Below are 22,036 nucleotides of genomic sequence, written 5' to 3' on the forward strand. Positions count from 1 at the left end.
GTTCGCTCTTTCAGTGATCAGGGGGGACTAGGAAGCGGCCGACTTGAGCGCCTGCGTGAATTTGGACAGACCCGTCTGGATTTCATCGCTGCTGACGTTAAGGGCGGGGATGAGACGGATGACGTTGCCATGCGGGCCGCAGGTGAGGAGCAGGAGCTCTTCCTTGATGGCGGCCTGCTGGACCGCGAGTGCAGCTGCCGCATCTGGAACGTTGCCTTCGGCGGTGAATTCGACGCCCTGCATGAGGCCCCGTCCGCGCACGTTTCCGATTCCCGTGAATTCCGCCTGCAGTGTGTCCAACCCTGCCCGCAGCTCATCGCCGCGGAGCAAGGCATTTTCCACGAGGTTTTCCCGCCGAATGACGCCCAAGGTGGCGACGCCGGCTGCCGCCGCAACCGCGTTTCCTCCATAGGTACCGCCTTGGGAGCCTGGCCACGCCTTGGCCATCAAATCCGCCGACGCGGCAATTGCCGAAATCGGGAAGCCGCTTGCGAGGCCCTTTGCAGTGATGACCACGTCGGGGCATATCCCGGCCCAGTCGTGCCCCCAGAACTTGCCCGTCCGGCCGACGCCTGCCTGGACCTCATCGAGGATGAGCACGATCCCGTGCCGGTCCGCCCGTTCCCGAAGTCCTTGGAGGAAGGCGACCGGCGTCGGGATGTATCCGCCGTCACCGAGGACAGGTTCGATGATGAAGCCTGCCGTATCAGCCGGGGTGCTGACGGTCAGAAGGAGGTGGTCCAGTTCCTTCAAGGCAAACTCGACAGCCGTGGCTTCGTCCCATCCGTAGCGGTACCAGTGCGGGAAGGGAGCTATGTGCACCCCGCCCATCAAAGGAGAGAATCCTGAGCGGAACTTGGTTCCGGCGGTGGTCAAGGACGCTGCTGCCACCGTCCGCCCATGAAAGCCTCCCTGGAAGGAGATGATGTTGGGGCGGCCGGTTGCCATGCGGGCCAAGCGGATTGATGCTTCCACGGCTTCAGATCCGGACGTCGCGTAGAAGACACTGTCCAATCCCTCAGGCAATACGGTGCCAAGCAGCTCCGTGAGCTCCAGCAAGGGCTTGTGCATCACGGTCGTGTACTGGGCGTGGACAATTTTGCCCACCTGCTCGCGGGCTGCAGCCACCACATCCGGGTGGCAATGGCCAGTGCTGGTGACACCAATCCCGGTGGTGAAATCGAGGTACTTCTTGCCGTCGGTCGCGTGGATCCAGCTCCCGGACGCGTAATCGACGACGACAGGGGTCGCCTGCTTCAGGATGGGGCTAAGTGCTGCCATGGCTTCATACTTTCTTAGTAACTGTAGATTGTCAACAATACGCGATCTTGAGTTCACCCAGGGAACCCACAGGAAGGCGCTAGATCTTCTCGAACCTCTGCGGCCGAACGAAGTCGAGGCCGTCAAACCAGCGCTTGCCAAGGGCTTCGCTGGCTGCGATCTCTCCGTATCCGGAAGCCATTTTGAACCCGGCACCGGAGAAACCAGTGGCGGCGTAGATCCTGCTGGAATTGTGGAGGAAACCCAGCAAAGGCTGGGAGTCCGTGGTGTAGAGATCCGGGAACGCGTCCGAGCGAACGATGTTGGGGAACAGGCCGGGCAGGAACTCAATTACCGTCTCGGTGGTTTCGGCGATTTCCGCTGCGGTGAGATCCCTTGGCACTGAGTCAGCCGCAGGCGTTGGCGCGCCGCGACCATCCAGGGTGGCTTTTACCGTCACTCCGTCAACGCTCGGTGCGCCGTACATGGAGCGGTCTCCGGAAATCCTGATGAAGACGGGGAATCTCTCAGGTGAGAATTCCGTCGCGTCTCTGGCCACGAACCAGGACAGGAAGATCCGCCGCGTCCCAGTTGCCGCTTTCAGATAGTCGGGCATGAGCTTTTGGGACCAGCCGCCGGACGAGACGATCACGTTTTCGAAGGTCCAGGACGTGTTGTCCGAGGTGACGACCACGCCGTCGTCAGTTTCCCGGATACTGTCGATCGTCGTACCGGTGATCGCTGTGGCCCCGTTTGCCTGTGCGGCGGCAACTGCCGCCGTTACTGCACGGTCAGTGCGCAGGGCGCCGGCCTGCGGATCGAGCAAGGCGCAGTCATCAGGCCGAAGGTTGTGCTGCGGATACCGTTCCGCCATGGCGTCGCGGCTCAGGATCTCATGCTCAGCCCCGTTTATTCGAGTCGTTTCGAGCAGGGCGGCGATGTAGGGGCCATCGACCGTCCCGATCGATAGCCCGCCGCAGCGCGTCAAAATGTCCCGGCCTGATTCTTCCTCGAGTTCGGCCCAGAGGCTGCGGGAACGCTGCAGGATGGGGTAATAGCTGGGGTTGCCGCGGTAGATCATGCGGAACAGGCGGGTGTCGCCGCCAGCGGCGCTCCGGGCGTGACCCGGTGACTGCGCCTCGAATCCGACGACGGAATCGGTCAAACGGGATGCCTGCCACAGAGCCATGCTTCCGATGCTGCCCAGGCCGATAACGGCCAGTTTTCCGTCCATGGTTCAGAGCACCTGCTTCAGGAAGGCTTGGGTCCGGGGTTCTTTGGGGTTGGCAAGGACCTCCCGGGCATCGCCGCGTTCGACGACGAAGCCTTCATCCATGAAGATCAGCGAGTCGGCGACTTCGCGGGCGAAGCCCATTTCATGGGTGACGACGACCATGGTCATGCCTTTTTTGGCGAGGTCCTGCATGACCATAAGGACTTCGCCGACTTTCTCGGGGTCCAAGGCGCTGGTGGGTTCGTCGAAGAGCATGATCTCCGGATCCATCGCCAGGGAACGCGCGATGGCGACGCGCTGCTGCTGTCCGCCGGAAAGCTGGGCCGGGTAGTGGTCGCCGAAAGCGCCGAGGCCGACGCTGGACAGCAGATCATTGGCCCGTTGGGCAGCCTGCTTCTTGTCACCGTGTTTGACCAGTACGGGGCCGGCCATGACATTCTCCCGTGCCGTCATGTTGGGGAAGAGGTTGAACTGTTGGAAAACCATGCCCACCCTGGTGCGCTGCTCGGCGAGCTTTTTCGGACTGAGGGCGTGGTAGGCAGTGTCGGTCTCGTAGTAGCCGAAGTCTTCACCGTTGACCTTCAGGACTCCTGAGTCGACAGTCTCGAGCCCGTTGATGCAGCGAAGGAGCGTTGATTTGCCGGAGCCGGACGGTCCGATGATGCAACAGACCTCACCGCAGGCGATGTCCAGGTCGATGTCCTGCAGGACTGTCTTGTAGCCGAACGATTTTTTGATCCTACGGGCGTGAATGGTGCCGTCGGTAGTCATCGGGCAACACCTTCCGGTTCTGTGAGCACGATCTTCTTTGCCTTCCTGGGAAGTCTGGAAGATGTTCGGGAGTATTTTTTCTCGAGCAGGGATTGCGGGTAGCTCAGAAGAAGGGTCATCACGAGATACCACAGGCTGGCAACGATCAGCAGCGGGATGGTCTCGTAAGTGCGGGCGTAGATGAGTTGGGCGCTCTGCAGAAGCTCTGCGACACCCAGCACGCTGACCAGTGAGGTTTCCTTGAACATGCCGATGAATTGGTTGCCGGTGGCAGGGATGATCGATGGCATGGCCTGGGGAATGATGACCTTGCGCATTTTCGTGGCGCCGCTCATTCCCAATGAGTCGGCAGCTTCAATCTGGCCCTTCCCGACAGCCGAGAAGCCGCCGCGAATGATTTCTGCCATGTACGCGGCTTGATTGAGGCTCAGGCCAATCAGGGCTGCCGTGATCGGTGCCATCAGGGCGTTGATGTCGACCGCAGTGCTGATGTTGGTGAAAGGAATCCCGATGGTCAGGTTCGGGTAGAGGGCGGCAATGTTGAACCAGAAGATCAGCTGGACCAGGACCGGTGTACCCCGGAAAAGGGTGATGTAGACGCCAGCCGTGGTCGCGATCGGTTTGATCCGTGAGGACCTCATGATCGCCAGCGCCAGACCCAGAATGGTGCCCAGGAGCATACTGGCGACCGTGAGGAAGATCGTCAGCATCAGCCCATTGATGATCGTCTGATAGGTGAAGTACTTGGCGACGACGTCCCACTTGAAGTTGGGGTTGGTTGACACGGAAACGAGGATGCCCAGGCCAATCAGGCTGCACACCACCCAGGCCACGTATTCGAAGACGCTCCGTCGGCGCAGCCTGGGCTTGAGGGCCGGGTCGGTCCCCTCTGTCTTGTGACCGCTTCCGCGACTGATGGTCTGCACCATGGAAGCACCCCTCCTAGTTGAGCTTGGCATCCGTGATGGCACCCGATTCGAGGCCCCAGTTCGAGAGCGACTTCTTGTACTCCGGGCTGTTCAGGACCGACTGGACGGCAGCCTGAAGAGCGGGGGTCAACGCCGAGCCCTTCTTGAGGCCGACCGTTAACTCCCTCGACGAGCTCAACAAGCACCTGGGTCTGTAAACCGATCCTGAGCTGAAAGGTCAACCGTGAAACTCACCCCGTATTGGCTGGATACTGCCGAACCGTCCGGAGACTACAGGCGCACTCCGGTGCCGGAGAACGTCGACGTCGCGATCATCGGCGCCGGATTTACCGGACTATCCGCAGCCCTTGAGTTTGCCCAGCAAGGCGCAAGCGTCGCTGTCTTCGAGCGCCACACTGTTGGCTGGGGCGCCTCCGGACGTAACGGCGGCATGGCAACGACCGGCTTGGCCATCAGCTTCAATACCGCGGTGAAGCGGTACGGCAGTACCCGTGCTGTTGAGATGTTCCGTGAGTACAACGACGCGATCGACAGCATCGAGAAGCTCGTCCAGGACAACGGCATCGACTGCGACTACAAGCGCTTTGGCAAACTTTCACTGGCCTTCCACAAATCGCACTACGAGGGGATGCTGAAGTCCCAGGAGCAATTGGCAAAACTTGCCGACTACCACGTGAAAGTCATTCCCGAGGCCGAGATCTACAGCGAAATCGGTACAGATTTCTATCACGGCGCCATGCTTGATCCGCTGGGGGCCGGCCTCCACGTGGGCAAGTTCGTTCACGGATTGGCCGGTGCAGCCGCTGCTGCCGGGGCTGACATTTGTGAGAACGCCGGCGTCACCGAGCTGAAGAAAGTCTCCGGCACGGTCCATGACGTACACACCACCCGTGGCATTACACGCGCCAAGCAGGTTCTGATCGCCACAAGCGGATACACAGGCAATGTCACACCATGGCTCCAACGCCGCGTGATCCCGGTAGGCAGCTTCATCATTGTCACCGAACCCTTGCCGGAGGACGTCGTGAACCGCATCCTTCCGCACAGGCGCCAAGCCTCGGACAGCAAGATGCTGACGTACTACTTCCGGATCACCCCGGACAACAGGCTGCTGTTCGGTGGCCGTGCCCGATTTGCGCTGTCCAGCCCGGATTCAGACGTCAAGAGCGGCGAGATCCTGCACAAGGCGATGACTGAGCTCTTCCCGTATCTTGCCAACGTGAAGGTGGACTACACCTGGGGCGGCTTGGTGGACCTCTCCATGGACCAAATGGTCCATGCCGGCGCGCACGATGGCCTGTTCTACTCGCTCTGCTACAGCGGCCACGGCGTGCAAATGGCCGCCCACATGGGCAAGAAGATGGCCCACTATATGGCCGGTGACAAGCAGGCGAACGTGTGGGAAGACCTTAAGAACCCGCCCGTGCCCGGCCACTTCGGCCCGCCGTGGTTCCTGCCCTTCATTGGCGGAGCCGCGAAGATTATCGACCGATTCAGCTAGGCAAGAGAAGGTTTCCTATGAGTTCGTCAACAACCGTCGCTGAACGGCGCCCAAAAACAGCGGAAGAAACGGCCTACAGGCGGGCAAACATTGCCGCGCTTCCGGGTGGCGCATTCCTGGAAGGCCTTTGGGAGAGAGCCGAGATGGTCCTGGAGGTCCGGGATCCCGAAGACGGCGTCCTCTTGGGAAATGTGTGTTCCTCAACCCCGCAGGATGTACGGCGGGCCATAGCCTACATTCATCGGCACCTGGAGGACGGTGAATGGCCCGTACGGGCCCGCCGCGAGGCTTTGGAACGTGCGGCCGCGCTGTTGGCGGAGCAGTCCGTTCGCTTCGCGGAGATCATTGCCGCGGAAAGCAGCAAGACCATCAACGAGGCCGAACGTGAGGTGCGCCGCTGCACCGAAACGTTGCGGCTCTCCGCTGCTGCGTCCAGCGAACTCAATGGTGAAACCCTCGCTTTTGACGACAGCATGGCCGGAGCAAACAAGATCGGATGGTACAGCCGCAAACCGGTGGGAATCGTCGCCGCCATCACACCGTTCAATGATCCGCTCAACCTCGTGGCACACAAGCTGGGGCCAGCGCTCATCGGAGGCAACGGCGTCGTACTTAAACCCTCGGGCCGAACGCCGCTGACTGGGCTGGCCTTCGTCCAGCTGCTGCTGGACGCCGGTGTCCCTGCCGGACGCATCGCGGCGATTGTCGCCGGACCCGGAGTCTCCGAGGCGATCGTGACGGACCCACAGGTGGACCTCATTTCCTTCACCGGCGGCCCAAAGACGGCGGACCGTATCGCTGCTGCCGCAGGTGCCAAGAAGATCCTCTCGGAACTGGGCGGCAACAACGCCACGATCGTCTGCGCCGATGCTGAACCAGCGAAAGCCTCGGAGGCAATCGTGGCCGGTGCGTTCGGAGTGGCCGGCCAGAACTGCCTGTCCGTCCAGCGCGTCTACGTCCACATTTCCCTGTTCGACGAGGTCCTCCAACACGTGATCAGCGGGACCAAGGCGCTCCGCGTCGGGGCGAAATTCGACCGCGGGACCGACATCGGCCCCCTTATTACCGAGACAGAGGCACGCCGGGTAGAGGAATGGGTGGACGAGGCCAAGGCTGCGGGCGCCACCGTCCACGTGGGCGGGCAGCGCCGCAACGCCTTCTACCAGCCGACGGTTCTCACCGACGTGCCGTCCGACTGCCGGGTCATCCGCGAGGAAGTGTTCGGCCCGGTGGTCAGCATCATGCCGTTTATCCAGGTCTCCGACGCCATCCACGCAGCCAATGATTCCGAGTACGGGCTCCAAGCGGGCGTTTTCACCGAATCACTTGAGCTGGCTTTGGCGATTGCTGACAAGCTGCTCGTGGGGGCCGTGGTGATCAACGAGACCAGCGACGTCCGGATCGATTCCATGCCGTTTGGCGGGTTCAAGAAATCCGGTGTTGGGCGTGAAGGCGTCAAGCACGCCGTCCGTGAGATGACCGAACCCAAAAGCACCATCATCAAACTGACCGAGCCGGCCACCGGGTGGCAACAGCTGACGACCGCAGAACGGAATGCATCATGACCACCCACCAAATCGCGGTGATCCCGGGCGACGGCATCGGCAAGGAAGTTGTCCCGGCGGCCATCGAATGCCTTGAACGCATCGCTGGACTCCACTCGTTGAACCTTGAGTTCACCTATTTCGACTGGGGATCGGACTACTACGCCGAACACGGGCGCATGATGCCGCTTGACGGGCTCGAACAGCTGTCAGCGCACGATGCCATTTTCCTCGGTGCCGTGGGTTCTCCGGCTGTGCCGGACGCAGAGTCCCTATGGGGTCTGCTGATTCCTATCCGCCGGGAATTCCAGCAATACATCAACCTCCGCCCGGTGAAAACGCTCGACGGCGTGAAGTCACCCCTTGCGTCCAAGGAACCGATCGATATCCTCATCGTTCGTGAAAACAACGAAGGGGAGTACTCGGAGGTTGGCGGCCGGACCTATCGCGGGCTGCCGCATGAAACCGCGGTCCAGGAAACCATGTTCACCCGCCTGGGAGTATCGCGGGCCGCACACTACGCCGCATCGCTCGCATCCTCCCGGAAGGGCCGACTGACCTCGGCAACCAAGAGCAACGGCATCATCCACACCATGCCGTTCTGGGACGAAGTGGTGGAAGAAACAGCCCGCCTCTATCCCGAAGTGGCGCTCACCAGCGAACTTGTGGACGCGTTGGCCGCGCACCTGGTCCTGAAACCCTGGACCTTTGATGTGATCGTTGCTTCCAACCTGCTCGGCGACATTCTCTCGGACTTGGGTAGCGCCGTCACCGGCTCCATCGGAGTTGCCCCGAGTGCCAACCTCAATCCCGAAGGTGACTTCCCGTCCCTCTTCGAACCTGTCCACGGATCAGCACCGGACATTGCAGGCAAAGGCCTGGCCAACCCCGTGGGCCAGATGTGGTCGGGGGCCATGATGCTTCAGCACCTCGGGCATTCGGAAGCTGCCGAGCACCTCCAATTGGCCTTCGAGTCTGTCCTCCGCGAGGGGCTTGGCACACGCGACGTCGGAGGACCGTCCTCGACGTCCGAATTCACCGCAGCCGTCCTGGTCGCCATTGACGCCATCCGCGCCGTTGGCGCCGTTGGCGCCGTTGGCGCGATGGACGCCATGACCGGGAACAAGCCGGCGGCAGCAACGGCGTCGTCATGACAGCTACGGAACGCGAGCGGCCCGTAGTCGTAGCACTGTACCGTGAGGCTTTGCCGCCCCGGCTGCAGGAGATCGAGGAGCTGGCGGATGTCCGCCTTACCAAGGCCGACGGGCTTGCTGAGGCGCTGGACGGCGCGGACGTGTTGTACCAGTGGCATTCATTCTCACCTGCCTTGAAGGAGAACTGGGCTGCAGCCTCGTCGCTGAAGTGGGTCCATGTCTCGGCGGCAGGCGTGGATCAGCTCCTCTTCGAGGAGCTGATCCAGAGCGACGTTGTGTGCACGAACTCCCGGGGTGTGCTGAGCCGGGCCATCGCCGAATTTGCCCTTGGTTTCGTCCTGGATTTGGCCAAGGATATGCAGGGTTCGTTCCGGCTCCAGCAGCAACAACGCTGGCAACACCGGGTCACCCGAAAGATTCAGGGCCGGAGCGTGCTGGTAGTGGGCACAGGCTCCATCGGACGTGAAACCGCGCGCCTGTTCCGTGCCGTGGGCATGGAAGTCAGCGGTGCCGGACGCACAGCTCGTCCTGGGGACGATGAGTTCGACTGGATCTACTCCTCCCAAGACCTGCCCGGCATCGTCAATGACTTTGATTATGTGGTGCTCGCCGCTCCGCTGACTGCGGAGACCAGAGGGCTGGTGAACGTCGACGTGCTTGCCTCCATGAAACCGTCGGCGCACCTGATCAACGTCGGCCGCTCCGAACTTGTTCACACCGGCGCCCTTACTGAAGCACTGGCATCGGGTTCCATCGCCGGTGCCGCCCTCGATGTCGTACACCCGGAGCCGTTACCTGGGGGACACGCGCTTTGGAGCATGGAGAACGTCATCGTCACCCCTCACATGAGCGGTGACACCGAGGACCATCTTGACGATCTCGGAAGACTGTTCGTGGACAACCTCCGTCTCTTCATTAAGGGCCAGCAGCTTCAAAACGTCGTGGACAAGTCCCTCGGATTCGTCTCAGTTCCCTGACCTTCCTGTTTCAATGGATCCCGTCACGCGCGTCTTGGGGCGCCGCTGGATTCCCTGGGGATAAGGGTGGGCATGGATTTCCGGATGTGGGGTTCCTTGCCCTGGTTGACGATGAGATCAATGGCGGTGCTGGCGATCTGGGCTAGGGGCACCCGGACCGACGACAGTGGGGTGGAGAGCCTGGCCGAAAGGGGAGTGTCGTTGTATCCGACGAGCGACAGGTCCTTCCCGACGGTGATCCCGAAGCGGTGCGCTGCGGCGATGATGCCCAGCGCTATGTTGTCGTTGGCCGCGAACACGGCCGTCGGCCGCTTCCCGGAGCCTCCGCCTAGCAGCGCTTCTCCGGCCGTGAATCCGCTCTCAATTCCATAGCCGGCGGCGATCAACCATTCCCGGGGAGGGTTAATGCCGGCTTCGTCGAATGCCCGGTGTGCGCCTGCGAGACGCCCGACGCCGCTGGAGGTGAAGGAGGGTCCGGTCACCACTGCGATGTCGCGGTGCCCCAGATCGAGGAGGTGCCGGACGGCGAGGTATCCGCCCACTTCGTCGTCGCCGATTGCGGAGGGGCTCACGCCGTCGGTGCGCAGGACCAAGGCGTGCGTGACGCCGCGTTTGCGTAGCAGGCGGGGCAGGTCGTCGTCGAGCCGGGCTGTTGCCAGGATCAGCCCGTCAACGTTGCGGTCCAGCAGGGTTTCGGCGGCGCGGCGTTCGTCTTCGGGGTCATCGCCGCTGGTGGCGACCATGGCAAAGTAGCCGCGGTCCGACGCCGCGCGTTCCAGTTCCTCGAACAGCAGTGCCATGACGGTGTCGCTCAGGCGCGGCACGAGCACCCCTAGCGTCCGGGTTTCCCCCCGGCGCAGGCTTGATGCGAAGGAGTTCCGGCGGTAGCCGAGTTCCTCGGCAATCTTCCGGACGTGCTGGGCGGCGACCGAGCGCGATACCGGCCCCCGCTCGTCAAGGGCGCGGCTGGCGGTGGAAAGACTCACGCCACTGGCCGCGGCAACATCCCGCAATGTGACGCTTGCGCCTGGTTCGGCCGGTTCCATGTGAATACTCCTGTTCGGGATTGTCCTAGAAGACACTCTATTTCCTCCTTGTGTTTGGCAGGCCCTTGACAGTGAGCCGGAACACACCACACAATGAAAACGTTCCCGCAAACGTTCTCACATTGTAGCGGGACTACGATCAAGAAAACAGAGGAAGCTCTCATGACCATCGATCTTCGCGGGCTCGTTCCCGCACCTGTAACCCCGTTCAACCGGGACGGCAGCGTCGACGTCGACGCGATCCACCGCCTGGGTGGCTGGCTCGCCGGCGTCGAGGGCGTCAAGGGCCTGGTGGTCCTGGGCCACGCAGGCGAAGGGACCTTCTTGACCCAGGAGGAGCAGGTCCTTGTCATCCGGGAATTCAAGAACGCCGTCAATGGCGAAATCCCGATCATCGCCGGCATCACGGGGGAGGGCAACATGGTTGCCGCCCTTGAAGCCAAGCGCGCGGTCGAGGCCGGAGCATCTGCCGGTCTGGTCTACCCATCCCACGGCTGGCTGCGCTTCGGGTACCAGAAGGGCGCCCCGCAGACCCGCTACAAGGAAATCTACGAAACGTCCGGGCTGCCGCTCATTCTCTTCCAGTACCCGGATGCCACGAAGGCCACCTACGATCTCGAGACCCAGCTGGAGATCGCCGGGCAGGAAGGGGTGTTCGCCACCAAGAACGGCGTGCGGAACATGAAGCGCTGGGACACCGAAATCCCCGTCCTTCGCGCCACCTTCCCGGAGCTGCAGATCCTGACCTGCCATGACGAGTACCTGCTGCACACCATGTTCGACGTCGACGGTGCACTGGTCGGCTACGGCGGGCTCGCCCCCGAACCGCTTGTGGAGCTGATCGCGGCCGGCAAGGCCAAGGACTACGCCGCGGCGCGCGCCATTCACGACCGCCTCCTGCCGGTGACCAAGAACGTCTACCACCGCGGGTCCCATATGGAAGGTACCGTCGCCCTCAAGGAAGGCCTCGTCGCCCGCGGCATCCTGGAGCACGCCACCGTCCGGCCGCCGCTGCTTCCCTTGGCTGAAGGCGCCAGCGATGAAATCGCACGGGCCCTGAAGTCCGCGAACCTGGGCAGCGTCACCGTTCCCGCCTGATCCTCAGCGATCCCAAGGGTGGCGGGCCAAGCGCCCGCCATCCTCCCCCCCAAATTTTCACTCTCTCCAACCTTGGTCAACGACGACCCCCAGCACCGCAGCTGGAGAAGGAGGACTCGCAAAATGCGCGAGCTGAACAAGACGGCCCCCGCCTTTAAGGACTACCCGGCGCAGGCGGCCTCTGCAGCAGGTGCCGCGCCCTCGGGCGGCACGTCCACGTTCTACACCCGCAGGGAAATCCGGTTTATCCTGGCCTTCGCCCTGCTGGGAACCCTGTTCGACGGCGCCGAGCTGAACCTGATCGGTTTCCCTCTCGCGTACATCTCCGACAGCCTGCACGTCTCCACCATCGCCCTGATCACGGTCGCCACGGTGCAAGGCTTCGCCTCCATCCTGGGCGGATTCGTCTTCGGCACCCTCGGGGACACCCTCGGCCGGCGCCGCACCTTCGCCATCTCCGTCCTGGCATTCGGTGTCGCCGCTACCCTCGGCGGGCTGGCAACCAACTACGAAATCTTCCTTCTGACCCGGGTGCTCGCCGGCATCGGCATGGGTGGCCTCTTCGGGCTTTCGTTCTCGATGTTTACCGAATGCTGGCAGACCAAAAAGCGCGGCACCATGGGCGGCATCATCCAGTCCATGTACTTCGTCGGCGAAATTCTCACCGCAGGCCTCATTTACCTGTTCCTGTCCACCCTGGGCCACGACCTGGGTTGGCGGGCCGGTTACATCGCGATCGGCCTGGTCAGCCTCGTGATCGGGGCAGCATCCCTGAAGCTGCTGCCCGAATCCAAGCAATGGCTCGCCTATCAGGAACACCGCAGGAACGGCACGCTCCCTCCGGAGCTGCGCCGCTCCAAAGTTCCCGTTATCGACATCTTCCGCCCGCGTTTCGCCTATGGGACCGTCCTGTTCATGATCCTTTCGACGGCGATGTTCCTGACAACCAACTCGGTGGGCGCCTACCTGTCCACCTATCTGCTCAAGACCCAGCAACTGCCCCTGGACACCGCGAGCCTGATCGTCCTGCTCGGCTACGTCTCCACGATCATCACCTACTCGACCACCGGCTTCATCTCCGACCGCATCCGCCGCAAGTACGCATTCACGGCAGCCTGCCTCTTCGGAACAGTCGGCTTCGTCTGGTTCCTGTCCCTGCTCACCTCGGGACACGCGCACATCACCGGCGCGTTCTGGACAGCCCCCGCGTTCTGGGCACTCATGATGTGCGCCGGAGGGGCAGGAGGATTCGGCGTCCTCGGTGTCTGGATGTCCGAATTCTTCCCCACCCGCATCCGCTCCACCGGATCCAGCGCCAGCTACTACGTAGGACGTGGCCTCGGCGCCGGAGTCTTCCCCCTCTTCGCACTCACCCTCGCCGGCACCGTCCCGTTCGCTCTCGCACTCGGCATCATCGGCCCCGTGGCAGGCGTCGTCTTCTCCGTCCTCACGCCCGACCGCACGGGACGCACCATCGCCGACCTCGAATAGCGGCAACAAGCCGGAGAAAGGAAAACCGGGGGATGGTCTGAATAACGGTGGATTCAGGGTTGGCCTGACACGCCGGGCAGCGTGCCTGGCGGTGTTGACAGAGGGTGATCAGGTGCTGGTGATGATGGAGTAGGCGTCGAGGTAGTCGCGGGCGTATCCGCGCGAGTAGACGGCGAGAAGCTTGGACGCGACGGGGTCTTTCAGGGAGAGGTCGACGTCGTTCGAGGGGCGTTCGGTGATGCCGTGTTCAATCAGGGCCTGGCCGCCGGCGAGGAGGAAGGCGTCGTCGGCCAGGACCTCGAGCGCGATCATGGTCGGCCACAGTGCAGTCAGGCGTGCCGCATGGACCGTGCGGAAGATTTCCTCGATGGACCCGGAATTCTGCAAGGTGAGTTGTTACAGCACCGAACAGCTACGGTCATCGTCCACGTCGTAGCTTCTTTCCGGTCCCCAGTCCAGGTGCAGGGGGAATTCCATGGTTCCGGTCGCGGGGCCGTGCAGGTCGTCGAAAACGTCCGGGGGACCAGGTGGGCGAGGGAGTCGGCGATCGTGTGCCGAGGTGTCCCTGCCGACATGACGTGCTCCTGCCTTCGAGAGTGTTCTGGCCTCATCGACAAGTCTGCGTGGTGTCATGACACCCTGAAAGATGGTGACGACGACTTTGGCTATCGTGCTCGGGACTCACTCTGGATTCGGCTTATTGCGCGTCTTTCGTATTTTGCGGGCGTCGGACCGGAGCTGAATGATCCGTGCTGCACCGGCCGCGGCTACGAGGACCCCTCCGGCGACTGCGGCGATGAACAACGCCATGCCCAGGGGGACCGTGACAGCCAGTCCGAGGAAAAAGACGTTGACCGGCTGCTGGTTCTGCAGGATGAAAATGATCAGCAATATCAGCGCAAGCAAGCCCACGACGACTGCGGCCCAAACGACGCCGGCACGTGTGGTTCTCGGCTTTGGGGCGACGGAAGCGCCCTGCGGCGCGCCGGCTGTCGGTGAGGTGGATCCAGAGAGTGGGGGACCGCCGGGCTGCGGATCGGGTATTTCGGGCATCGCTTGGTTCGAGGTCATGATTGGTCATCCTTTTGTCGATTTGTTGCCTGCCTATCAAGCATCGCCTGGCCGGGTCAAGGAGATATGGCGTGCGATTGAGTCCTTGTCCGGTCCCGGGACGGGTCAGTCCGCCTCCCGGTTGTGCCCGCTAAGCCTCTCGCCGTCGACGATGTGTTCTTCTTCGTGTTTCTCGAGTTTCTCCCCTGCGCGTGGTTCCACGGGGTGGGAGCTGGATGGTTTCTTCGGCGTCGAGTCCTGCCGGCAGTTCCCGCCCGCGTTCCATTTCGGCGTCGAACTCTGCGCCGAACAGGAGGGTGCACGGCATCGGGATGTCCCACCGCTAACATCGCAGGCTTCAAACGGTCCTGGCCGGACAAGGGGACACTCACGCCATCGATCGCCGCCCTGAGCTCGTCTCCCATGTTGTGCTCATCGGCCCGGTGGTGGATTCGGAGCACCGGACCGTCCTGCGGCAGTCTCTCGCAATGGGCTTGATTCATTGTTGGAAAGCCACTCGGGCAATGCCATCGTGTTCACCGATTACGTCAGCTCCGGCGTGCGCTGGTACCTGACCGAACTTCCAGTGATGATGTCCTACGATCTGAGATACCGGGCAAACCGCGCGTCGTCCAGCACGGGGCGCCCGTGCGGATGGCGGCTGGAATACTCGCAATCTCCCGCGTTTGAAGCTGCACGTGGCAAGGCGTCAGCGGAGGCCCTTGAGAACGTTTTTGGGCCGCTGCATCTCACCGTGCTTCGCCCCGAGGACGATGACCCAGGCGGCGAATGCCGGAATGGCGAACTGCAGCAACTTCAACTGTTTCTGCGCTGCCTGAAGCTCTTTCGATGCCCCTGCACGGGGCTCGGTGGCACCACGCGCGCCTTCGTCTGCCATCTGCTCGACTTGCTTACCCAGGGTGCCCGCGTACAGGGTCACGGCGGCGCCGGCCAAGGTGACTGCCGTCTTGTAGACGGTGTTGACGCCCACGCCGTCTTGCTTGGCAATCCGGCCCTTGTTCTCCCATGCGATGGCGACGTCGGCAATAAGATGCGTGGCAAAGGCTGCTGTTTGAACCGGCGCCCATTTCATCCAGCCGAGGCTCGAAAGCCGGGTGCGTTCGGCAGGGTCCCTGGCCTCCGCCGCAGCTCCGTTCAGGCCGATGGCGCCCATCAGAGATCCGCCGAACCAGGCGGCCGCGGACAGATCGTGAACAGCGCGGGCCAGTAGATTTCCTGCCATGATGTGGTTCCTAACGAAAAGGTCGAACATGAAGTGGGATCGAAGGTGGAGCCGAAGAACGCGGACTCTGCGCCCTAGGTCTGCCGCGAGGGGCTGTAGCGCCAAAGTCACGCTTGGGAACATACTAAGCACACTTATTACTTGAATGGTAGTCCCGGCTGCGGCCGCCAAACCATTCGCGGGGGAAACAGGCTGTGCAAGTCTGTGGTGCCTGTTCTAGTCGCAAGAGTGCTGGTCGCGTCCTAGTGCATAGGTGTTCAGGGAACGTCGCGGAGGCCCGACGGGCGATCAGCCGCATACCTCCGCAGGTCGCACTGGTGCCGGCCCGCAGCCTTTGGGGCTAGGGGGCGGGTGTGACGGTCGCGGATCCGGGCTTCGCGTAGCCGATGTTCAGGGTGTCCAGGACCGTTTGTCGGGCGTAGATGCCTGATCCGGGGGCGGTCTCGGTGAGCAGGTCGAAGGTAAGCAACAGCTGGGTGCTGTGTGCTTTGGGGTTTGATGGAACGACCACGCCGGAGGAATAGCTGAAGGGCGGGGCGACGGTGAATTCACCAGCGTCGTTGGCGAGCACAGCCGCGAGGCTGTCTGCCCGGACGTTGAATCGTGTCACCTTGATCGCGTTGCCGTTGTCGGGGCCGTCAATCCGGGCATTGAGTCGGATGAGGGGTGAACTTTCCGGCGTCCAGGATGCCGGGTCCTCATTGGTCCAGTAGTCGATGATCAGGGTGTGCGACGCGGCGTCAACTCGATGTGTCACGGAGCCGGTTCCCAGATCGTTCTTCGCCGGAACCCATGCTGGAGCTGCCGGAGGGGTGACGATAGCGGTGGGGCTCGGAGACGGTGTCGGGGCGGGCGTGGCGGCAGGAACGGGGTCGGTGGTGTGGACGCCGGCGGCGACGACCCGTTGCATTTCGGGCGCGCCTGGTGCCCCGGTGGCTCCGGGGAGGCCGGGAACAGCGCAGCCGGCGAGGGTTAGCGTCACTGCGGCGGCGATGACGGGAATGCCGGCAGGGCGCCGGGGCTGCCGGGATGCGGAGTGTCGTGGAGTCATGGCTTTTCCTTTGGTGGGAGGGGTTCTGGGCGTGCCGGGCTGCTGCAGCGCACCTCTGGAAGGCGAGGCTCTAGAGGGCCAGCTGGTTTGGGGGCTGTGGTCGCGGGCTGCGGGGTGTCAGACATGAAATCCCCGGTGGCGGCGGATTGCCTTGCGGAGCATGAAGGCGGTCTGGACCATGGTGGTGATGTAGAGGACCGGCCAGCCCACCGACAGGATGGCGGACTGCACGTCCACGGGTTGCTGCAGCCAGGCTGCGATCAGGCCGATGCTGATGATGGCGAACACCACCGCGGGCATGATGTGGGCGCTGCCGGCTCCCCGTTCGGCGCGGGCCTGTGCTGCCCAGTTGTCGGTTTGGGTGCTGGTGAAGAATTTCGTCCAGGCGCGGACAAAGTGCCCCATGCGGAGCCAGAGGTATATTTCCGCCGGTATGGCGAGGAGGGCAAAGGCGATGTCCTTGCCGGATTTGCCCTGGATTGAGGTGGCGATGCGGAGATTCAGGATGATGGCCACGAGCGGGGGGATAAGCCAGACCGGGTAGAAGACGTAGGCCTGGATGCTCAATGAGGCCGCCAGGAGCATGATGAAGGAGAGCCGGGTGAGGATGTTGAACAGCATCGAGATGTTCTCGCTCCAGCGCAAACGCAGGTTTGGATGGAAGGGCTGGCCGGCGGTGTTGCTGCGCTGTCCGGGCCACATCAGGTCGATCGCTCCGTAGTTCCACTTCACTTGCTGGCCGTCCAGGGAGCGCATGGTGGGCATGCCGCCGACGGTGGCCCGGGCGTTGGCGGAGATTTTTGTGGCGTAGCCCAGGTTCTTGATCTGCAGGGAGAGCAGCGAATCCTCTACCTCGGAGTCTTTGACCCACGGTGTTGCCTGCCGGTTGTCGATCATGACGTTTTTGAGTGCTTCCATGGACAGGATCGAGCACTGCCCGCCCAGGACCGCCATATTGCGTCCGTGCAGTAGGTTGTCCATGTTGAACGCGGCGAACTGCGCGCGCTGTCCCGCGGTCAGGAACTTGGCTGTGAAACCTTCCGCTGCTGACTCTGAAACCGTGTAGATGGCGGAGATGCCGCCGATGCGCGGGTCGGAGATGATTTCGGCTTCGAGCCGTTCCACCGCCATCTTGTCGACGACGGTGTCGCCGTCCACTCCGAGGAAATAGTCGTACTCGTCGCAGACCTGGGCGAAGCCGTAGTTCAGTGCCCCGACCTTTTTGTCCTTGTTGGAACCGATGTCATGGACGAAGACTTCCGTGCGGTAGGTAACGTCCTGGTACGTGTGTTCGTGCGGGCCGGCGAACTCCCGGGCGAGGTAGAAAGTGTCGTCGTCGCTGTTGTTGATGATCACATGGATCACGTCCGGAAGCCGGCTCTGCCTCAGCAGTGCGCGGAGCACTTCGACGATGCTCTCTTCCTCGTTGTAGGCGGGGATCACGCAGGCAATCGTGGCCCGGGCCGTATCCTCGGCCGTGCTGCGGGGGGCGATGGTCAGATAGGGGTTCTTGGTGCTGTTTTCGAGTAGTTCTGTCATAGCTGTCTCCTGGGCATAGTGCAGTGGCGGGCCTGCTTGGTGGCTGGTCCGGGTCTCGTACGAAAGGGTTCCGGGGTGAGGCGGGCTTCGCAGTTATGCGGAGCCGGAAGCGAAGTCGCGGGCGGCGGCCAGAACCCTGAGCGGGGTCTCGTCGCCCTCGCCGTCACGCAACAGCCGTGCCGGCGAGGAATCGCCCAGCATCGGGTTCATGGCGTCGAACCAGGCTTGAACTACCTCCGGGTTGCATGATTCGGACAAGGAATGGGCAATCTGGTAGGTGTCGCGGAGTCGTCTCACGGTGGGTGCGGATGGGGCGCGCTCATGGGCAATCCACTGACGCACGGCCCGGGTTTCCTTGACGGCGCCGATCTGGGCCACCAGACGCGGCCCGAGCAGATCACAGAGCGCTTCCACCAACGCGGGGACCTCCATGCTCACGGCTTCCCGGTAGGCCTTCTGCCCGCCTTCGGGTTGCTTCGGCATCGTCATTGCGGGGCTCCGGAGGCTCGGGCGTTCCCTGACCGGTCGCGGACACGGTGAATCACACTGGTTTTCGGTGGTTTCGATCGATGGATTGCACCCATACGTGCCCGGCTCCTGTCCGTTTTGTTTGGTTTCCTTCGTGTTGGAATCTATGCGCGGGAAGCTGCCGCGGCCCCGAGTGGCCGCTACCCGAATCCGGCGCGGAACGTCTGGGTGGCCGGACAAGTGCACTTGCACGGCGTGTGCCTGGGGGCGGTCGTTTCGACCGCAACACTCGGAAATCGCTACTTGGAAGACACTGAGACGCGCTTGACGGGACAGGTGTGATCGAGACGCGATTTGCCTGTGAAATCCCTTGGATTTCAACGTTGAAACGCCAGTGTGAATCCCTCTCAGGTAGCGAGATCCACCCTCCGGGTTTCGGGCGCGCGGTTCAGGGGGAGTGAATTTCCTGGTCCGAAACCGCTCCGCGGCAGGGACCACAGCCCGTCGTCGGGCTTTCCGCGTACTGCATCGGCAAGGACTTCCTTGGAAGCGCAACGACCCCGGATACTAAGTAGGCTGAGTGTTTCCGTCCGAATCGACCACCAGAAATCAAGTAGCCGCTACTCGTGCCACTACTTACCCGTGGGCTGTTTGCTCTAACCAGGAACCTTGATGCCTTTGGGGAGGACATGGGATGGATGCTGGAGTGCCGTCACGGGAGGCTCCGTTGACTTTGCGGCAAGCAGCCATGCGGGCAGGGCAGGACGTGATGTCCTTCAAAGCCCTGGCTGATGCACTAAACGGGACGGCGGCTGATCTGCGTCTGCCCGGGAACCGTGGCGCGGCCCGGTACGACCCGGTGCAGCTCCGCACCTGGCTCAGCAGCCGGGGGATGCCCGAAGAGTCCCCGGTGACGGTTAAGATCAGGGCCACCTGGGACGGTGCGAAGTGGACCATCTGCGATGTTGAAAGGTCTGTGAGTGTCACGGGCCCCCGCCTGATGGCCGCGCAACGGTCCTTGGCCGAGCGGCTCTCCGATATCCTGCGGATTGGAAGGGACCAGATACTCTTCGACGTCGTCTATGAGGCTATGTGCCCTGGCATGCTCGCATGGATGCAGGCCGAGTCCTTGAAGATCCGGGCCGACGAACTGCTGAATGAGGCCGGGCAACGGCGGGTGCACGCGATCGGGGGACTGATGGATGAAGGCATGACCCCTCCGGAAATCGCCGAGGTCGTCGGAGTGTCCTACCAGCGCATCCAGAAGATCCTGGCCGGTGCAAAAGATGCAGGATCCAAGAACTCCGGCACCGGGCACAGGGGCCCAGGCCCAACGTGCTGACGAACCGGCCACGATCCGCGGAGCGATTCCCTACCTACAGTTTGCCTATGCCGGACGGATCCGAAGCGAGTCGGCGTCTCGCCCGTTGCAAGTTGGAGGCACAGACGACGACGTCCGGGTGCCGGTCGCCCACCGCGGCTTTGAAGATGCGCAGGGCGTCAACGTAGAGGCGCATAGCTTCCTCGAGGTCTCCCCTGTCCGTCTCCAGCGTGCCGAGGTTGTTCAGCAGGGCCGCGATCTCGCGGTGTGCCGGCCCGAGCACGCGCTCCTTGATGCGCAGTGCTTCCTGAAACTCCGATGCTGCCGTTTCGAACTGGTGCTGCGCCTGGTGGATGACTGCCAGCCCGTTCAGCTGGACGGCGACCTCGTAGTGCTCGTGACCTAACCGTGTGGACCAGATCGCATTTGAGCGTCGGAACGAGTCCTCGGCCTGGTCAAACATGTTGAGGCCGATGAGCACGGTACCGAGTACGGACTGGTCCGAGGCTAGTCCTTCCGCGTCGGGAGGGCGGGCCTTCATGCGGAGCGCGACGGCCCGGAGTGCCGGGGTCGCGGCGTCGGCGAAGCGTTCCTGTGCACAGAGAAGCCCGGCAAGATTGTGGTAGACGCCAGCGAGCTCCGGTGCCGCGGGGCCGAGTTGAGACTCTATCGCCTTGCGTGCCATGGTGTAACGCTCTGAGGCTTCAGGGAACCGGCCCGTGTCTTTGGCCAGGATGCCTTGGTGGTTCCGTACAGCGGCCAGCCGGAGCGGCCGTGCCAGGTCTGCTGACGCGAGGCGCTCAGCGCGCTCAAGTACCAGCCTTGACTGGTCGTAATCTCCGGCGAGTCGAAGTTCGTTCCCGAGCCGCAGGAGGACCTCTGCCAGCCATCTGTCTCGGCCCTTCGATCCGGGCAGTCGCAGCAGCAGGTGCTCGGCTTCCTGCAGGTTGGCGATCGCCGTCCCGTGATCGCGGAGTGCCGCAGCGGCGGACGCGAGGGCCATGAGCACCCCGCTGCGGCGGGCAACGGCCGCGAGGTATGGAGGCGTCTGCGCCGGTAGCAGTCCAAGCGCCGAACCCGCGAGACGCGCCGACTCCGCCGGAGCTGCCCGGCTCAGCGCATGGCAGGCCCGCACGAGGGTCCAACTGGTGCGCTCTTCCCTGACCATTTTTCCCCCTGCAATCGCTGCCGTTTGGTTCCTGGGTTGGCTGGGGGACTTCCCGCGACGTGGCTGGGAGGAAGGCTGCCGCGACGTGCGTTCGCGTGATGGTGGGCTTCATGTCCGGCCTCCTGGCATTGTTCATGATGAGGCGGCCCCGGACTTCAGGGGTGCAGGGCCGCCCCTCGCTTCAGCGACGTGTTAGCGGCTCAGCGTGGTTATTGCCGGAGCCGGCGAGGGCGGGACCTGCCGAGACGACGACGGCGCCGATGCCTGCTGCGGCAGCCAAGAGGGCCCGCTTGAGGGTGAGTTTCGTTTCAGTCTCCTTTCCGATACGAGGTCGTGGGTGTAGGTGGCCGGGGGCCTCTCCAGCATGCTCGTTATCTGGCGATGCGGATGTCCTGTACACGCTTTTGCGCCCACGGCCCTGATGCTTTTTACCGGCCCAGCCCCGTTTGGTTCAGAGGGGTGCTGTGAGACACGGATCGCTCCCCTCTCCCTGTTTCAAGGCGACGAGTCGAATGATTTCAGCTACATCGTTCCGCTCTGTTCAAGAATCCGTAAATACGCTCTTGTACGTATGGACGGCCCGGTCCTAACCTTCTTGTACGTCGCGGTGGGCGCGGTTATAACCTTCCGCAGCCTTCCCGCCCGCTTCGAGGGGGAGCAATGGACCCTGCAGCCGACTTCGCCGCGCAGCTGAACCACCTGGGGGACCGGGAAGCGTATCTGGACGCGGCCAGCCAGCTCCTCCTGAAGCTCTTCCCCTCAGACCACGCAACCTGGAATTCCTTGGACGCGCGAGCCGGCCACGTGGAGATATTGGCCTACCCTTACTACTCTTGCCCCGAGGTGCCCAAGATGCTGCTCGAGAGGTATGACGAGCACCCGCTCGTTGTCAGCTTCCAGGCTGACAGCGTGGATGGAGATTGGCGTCCCCGCCGCCTGAGCGACGTGATCTCGGACCTCGAGCTGTACCGAACCCGCGCCTTCCAGGAAGTACTTTCGCTGCTTGACGTGAAGCGGCAGCTGGCGCTTCTCACGGTGGGCAGCCGTCTGGATTCGTTTCACTGCTGGACAATGACAACGAGGTCGAGCTGGCCCGGCAGGTCCAGCCAATGCTGCAGCTGCTCGATTCTGCGTATGCAGGCAATGCGGACAGTTCATCGGAGATAGCCGGTGCGGAAGCGTTCTCTCTCA

Annotated in this window: 20 protein-coding genes; 8 read left to right on the forward strand and 12 right to left on the reverse strand. The window is 62.8% G+C overall.

Annotation, left to right across the window (positions count from 1 at the left end):
* Positions 1-27: 27 nt before the first annotated feature.
* The 4 genes from ACSKT0_RS11010 to ACSKT0_RS11025 form a co-directional block, all read right to left on the reverse strand.
* Positions 28-1,281 (reverse strand): aspartate aminotransferase family protein, encoded by a 1,254-nt coding sequence (locus ACSKT0_RS11010; RefSeq protein ID WP_437773779.1) that lies wholly within the window; start codon positions 1,279-1,281, stop codon positions 28-30.
* A 79-nt stretch (positions 1,282-1,360) separates the two neighbouring features.
* On the reverse strand, positions 1,361-2,494 hold the full coding sequence (locus ACSKT0_RS11015; RefSeq protein ID WP_437773780.1) for an FAD-dependent oxidoreductase: 1,134 nt from the start codon (positions 2,492-2,494) through the stop codon (positions 1,361-1,363).
* Between the two features lie 3 nt (positions 2,495-2,497).
* Positions 2,498-3,265, reverse strand: coding sequence for an amino acid ABC transporter ATP-binding protein (locus ACSKT0_RS11020; protein WP_437773781.1), 768 nt, complete (start codon positions 3,263-3,265; stop codon positions 2,498-2,500).
* Positions 3,262-4,194: an amino acid ABC transporter permease gene (locus ACSKT0_RS11025; protein WP_437773782.1), complete on the reverse strand. Its 933-nt coding sequence runs from the start codon at positions 4,192-4,194 to the stop codon at positions 3,262-3,264. The genes ACSKT0_RS11020 and ACSKT0_RS11025 overlap by 4 nt, the downstream gene beginning before the upstream one ends.
* Before the next feature lie 223 nt (positions 4,195-4,417).
* On the opposite strand from ACSKT0_RS11025, the gene ACSKT0_RS11030 reads away from it, so the two are divergent.
* From ACSKT0_RS11030 to ACSKT0_RS11045, 4 genes are read left to right on the forward strand one after another with little or no spacing between them, the layout of a single operon-like run.
* Positions 4,418-5,695 carry an NAD(P)/FAD-dependent oxidoreductase gene (locus ACSKT0_RS11030; RefSeq protein ID WP_437773783.1) on the forward strand — a complete coding sequence of 426 codons (1,278 nt, stop codon included), beginning with the start codon at positions 4,418-4,420 and terminating at the stop codon, positions 5,693-5,695.
* Between the two features lie 17 nt (positions 5,696-5,712).
* Entirely contained in the window at positions 5,713-7,260 is a 1,548-nt protein-coding gene (locus ACSKT0_RS11035; RefSeq protein WP_437773784.1) for an aldehyde dehydrogenase family protein, read from the forward strand.
* A complete protein-coding gene (locus ACSKT0_RS11040) occupies positions 7,257-8,393 on the forward strand; it encodes a tartrate dehydrogenase (RefSeq protein ID WP_437773785.1) in 1,137 nt (378 codons plus the stop codon). The genes ACSKT0_RS11035 and ACSKT0_RS11040 overlap by 4 nt, the downstream gene beginning before the upstream one ends.
* Positions 8,390-9,370 carry a D-2-hydroxyacid dehydrogenase gene (locus ACSKT0_RS11045; protein WP_437773786.1) on the forward strand — a complete coding sequence of 327 codons (981 nt, stop codon included), beginning with the start codon at positions 8,390-8,392 and terminating at the stop codon, positions 9,368-9,370. The genes ACSKT0_RS11040 and ACSKT0_RS11045 overlap by 4 nt, the downstream gene beginning before the upstream one ends.
* A 23-nt stretch (positions 9,371-9,393) precedes the next feature.
* Here the strand turns inward: ACSKT0_RS11045 and ACSKT0_RS11050 are convergent, their stop codons facing one another.
* On the reverse strand, positions 9,394-10,416 hold the full coding sequence (locus ACSKT0_RS11050; protein WP_437773787.1) for a LacI family DNA-binding transcriptional regulator: 1,023 nt from the start codon (positions 10,414-10,416) through the stop codon (positions 9,394-9,396).
* A 162-nt stretch (positions 10,417-10,578) separates the two neighbouring features.
* On the opposite strand from ACSKT0_RS11050, the gene ACSKT0_RS11055 reads away from it, so the two are divergent.
* Both ACSKT0_RS11055 and ACSKT0_RS11060 read left to right on the forward strand, forming a co-directional pair.
* Positions 10,579-11,514 carry a dihydrodipicolinate synthase family protein gene (locus ACSKT0_RS11055; RefSeq protein WP_437773788.1) on the forward strand — a complete coding sequence of 312 codons (936 nt, stop codon included), beginning with the start codon at positions 10,579-10,581 and terminating at the stop codon, positions 11,512-11,514.
* Between the two features lie 123 nt (positions 11,515-11,637).
* The gene (locus tag ACSKT0_RS11060; RefSeq protein WP_437773789.1) at positions 11,638-13,005 is read left to right on the forward strand and encodes an MFS transporter; all 1,368 of its coding nucleotides are present in this window, start codon (positions 11,638-11,640) and stop codon (positions 13,003-13,005) included.
* Between the two features lie 108 nt (positions 13,006-13,113).
* Here the strand turns inward: ACSKT0_RS11060 and ACSKT0_RS11065 are convergent, their stop codons facing one another.
* The 6 genes from ACSKT0_RS11065 to ACSKT0_RS11090 all read right to left on the reverse strand — a co-directional run bounded on the left by ACSKT0_RS11065 (position 13,114) and on the right by ACSKT0_RS11090 (position 18,377).
* The gene (locus ACSKT0_RS11065; RefSeq protein ID WP_437773790.1) at positions 13,114-13,392 is read right to left on the reverse strand and encodes a hypothetical protein; all 279 of its coding nucleotides are present in this window, start codon (positions 13,390-13,392) and stop codon (positions 13,114-13,116) included.
* A 294-nt stretch (positions 13,393-13,686) separates the two neighbouring features.
* Entirely contained in the window at positions 13,687-14,076 is a 390-nt protein-coding gene (locus ACSKT0_RS11070; protein WP_437773791.1) for a lipopolysaccharide assembly protein LapA domain-containing protein, read from the reverse strand.
* A 688-nt stretch (positions 14,077-14,764) separates the two neighbouring features.
* On the reverse strand, positions 14,765-15,298 hold the full coding sequence (locus tag ACSKT0_RS11075; protein WP_437773792.1) for a hypothetical protein: 534 nt from the start codon (positions 15,296-15,298) through the stop codon (positions 14,765-14,767).
* Between the two features lie 340 nt (positions 15,299-15,638).
* Positions 15,639-16,349: a hypothetical protein gene (locus tag ACSKT0_RS11080; protein WP_437773793.1), complete on the reverse strand. Its 711-nt coding sequence runs from the start codon at positions 16,347-16,349 to the stop codon at positions 15,639-15,641.
* Between the two features lie 117 nt (positions 16,350-16,466).
* The gene (locus ACSKT0_RS11085) at positions 16,467-17,888 is read right to left on the reverse strand and encodes a glycosyltransferase family 2 protein (protein WP_437773794.1); all 1,422 of its coding nucleotides are present in this window, start codon (positions 17,886-17,888) and stop codon (positions 16,467-16,469) included.
* Between the two features lie 93 nt (positions 17,889-17,981).
* Complete coding sequence (locus tag ACSKT0_RS11090; protein ID WP_437773795.1) at positions 17,982-18,377, reverse strand: hypothetical protein; 396 nt, start codon at positions 18,375-18,377, stop codon at positions 17,982-17,984.
* Between the two features lie 673 nt (positions 18,378-19,050).
* Here ACSKT0_RS11090 and ACSKT0_RS11095 point away from each other — a divergent pair.
* Positions 19,051-19,698: a helix-turn-helix domain-containing protein gene (locus tag ACSKT0_RS11095; RefSeq protein WP_437773796.1), complete on the forward strand. Its 648-nt coding sequence runs from the start codon at positions 19,051-19,053 to the stop codon at positions 19,696-19,698.
* A gap of 34 nt (positions 19,699-19,732) precedes the next feature.
* Here the strand turns inward: ACSKT0_RS11095 and ACSKT0_RS11100 are convergent, their stop codons facing one another.
* Positions 19,733-20,845, reverse strand: coding sequence for a tetratricopeptide repeat protein (locus ACSKT0_RS11100; RefSeq protein ID WP_437773797.1), 1,113 nt, complete (start codon positions 20,843-20,845; stop codon positions 19,733-19,735).
* Between the two features lie 660 nt (positions 20,846-21,505).
* Between ACSKT0_RS11100 and ACSKT0_RS11105 the strand changes: the two genes are divergently transcribed.
* Positions 21,506-22,012: a hypothetical protein gene (locus ACSKT0_RS11105; RefSeq protein WP_437773798.1), complete on the forward strand. Its 507-nt coding sequence runs from the start codon at positions 21,506-21,508 to the stop codon at positions 22,010-22,012.
* Positions 22,013-22,036 lie beyond the last annotated feature (24 nt).

It is taken from the genome of Arthrobacter sp. KNU40 (genome assembly GCF_051515115.1).
Lineage (GTDB): Bacteria > Actinomycetota > Actinomycetes > Actinomycetales > Micrococcaceae > Arthrobacter.

What these genes read in the sequence shown, in the direction of transcription:
- ACSKT0_RS11010 (WP_437773779.1), bottom strand. Translation starts at nt 1,281, where the DNA reads ATGGCAGCACTTAGCCCCATCCTGAAGCAGGCGACCCCTGTCGTCGTC.
- ACSKT0_RS11015 (WP_437773780.1), bottom strand. Translation starts at nt 2,494, where the DNA reads ATGGACGGAAAACTGGCCGTTATCGGCCTGGGCAGCATCGGAAGCATG.
- ACSKT0_RS11020 (WP_437773781.1), bottom strand. Translation starts at nt 3,265, where the DNA reads ATGACTACCGACGGCACCATTCACGCCCGTAGGATCAAAAAATCGTTC.
- ACSKT0_RS11025 (WP_437773782.1), bottom strand. Translation starts at nt 4,194, where the DNA reads ATGGTGCAGACCATCAGTCGCGGAAGCGGTCACAAGACAGAGGGGACC.
- ACSKT0_RS11035 (WP_437773784.1), top strand. Translation starts at nt 5,713, where the DNA reads ATGAGTTCGTCAACAACCGTCGCTGAACGGCGCCCAAAAACAGCGGAA.
- ACSKT0_RS11040 (WP_437773785.1), top strand. Translation starts at nt 7,257, where the DNA reads ATGACCACCCACCAAATCGCGGTGATCCCGGGCGACGGCATCGGCAAG.
- ACSKT0_RS11045 (WP_437773786.1), top strand. Translation starts at nt 8,390, where the DNA reads ATGACAGCTACGGAACGCGAGCGGCCCGTAGTCGTAGCACTGTACCGT.
- ACSKT0_RS11050 (WP_437773787.1), bottom strand. Translation starts at nt 10,416, where the DNA reads ATGGAACCGGCCGAACCAGGCGCAAGCGTCACATTGCGGGATGTTGCC.
- ACSKT0_RS11055 (WP_437773788.1), top strand. Translation starts at nt 10,579, where the DNA reads ATGACCATCGATCTTCGCGGGCTCGTTCCCGCACCTGTAACCCCGTTC.
- ACSKT0_RS11060 (WP_437773789.1), top strand. Translation starts at nt 11,638, where the DNA reads ATGCGCGAGCTGAACAAGACGGCCCCCGCCTTTAAGGACTACCCGGCG.
- ACSKT0_RS11070 (WP_437773791.1), bottom strand. Translation starts at nt 14,076, where the DNA reads ATGACCTCGAACCAAGCGATGCCCGAAATACCCGATCCGCAGCCCGGC.
- ACSKT0_RS11075 (WP_437773792.1), bottom strand. Translation starts at nt 15,298, where the DNA reads ATGGCAGGAAATCTACTGGCCCGCGCTGTTCACGATCTGTCCGCGGCC.
- ACSKT0_RS11080 (WP_437773793.1), bottom strand. Translation starts at nt 16,349, where the DNA reads ATGACTCCACGACACTCCGCATCCCGGCAGCCCCGGCGCCCTGCCGGC.
- ACSKT0_RS11085 (WP_437773794.1), bottom strand. Translation starts at nt 17,888, where the DNA reads ATGACAGAACTACTCGAAAACAGCACCAAGAACCCCTATCTGACCATC.
- ACSKT0_RS11090 (WP_437773795.1), bottom strand. Translation starts at nt 18,377, where the DNA reads ATGACGATGCCGAAGCAACCCGAAGGCGGGCAGAAGGCCTACCGGGAA.
- ACSKT0_RS11095 (WP_437773796.1), top strand. Translation starts at nt 19,051, where the DNA reads ATGGATGCTGGAGTGCCGTCACGGGAGGCTCCGTTGACTTTGCGGCAA.
- ACSKT0_RS11100 (WP_437773797.1), bottom strand. Translation starts at nt 20,845, where the DNA reads ATGGTCAGGGAAGAGCGCACCAGTTGGACCCTCGTGCGGGCCTGCCAT.
- ACSKT0_RS11105 (WP_437773798.1), top strand. Translation starts at nt 21,506, where the DNA reads ATGGACCCTGCAGCCGACTTCGCCGCGCAGCTGAACCACCTGGGGGAC.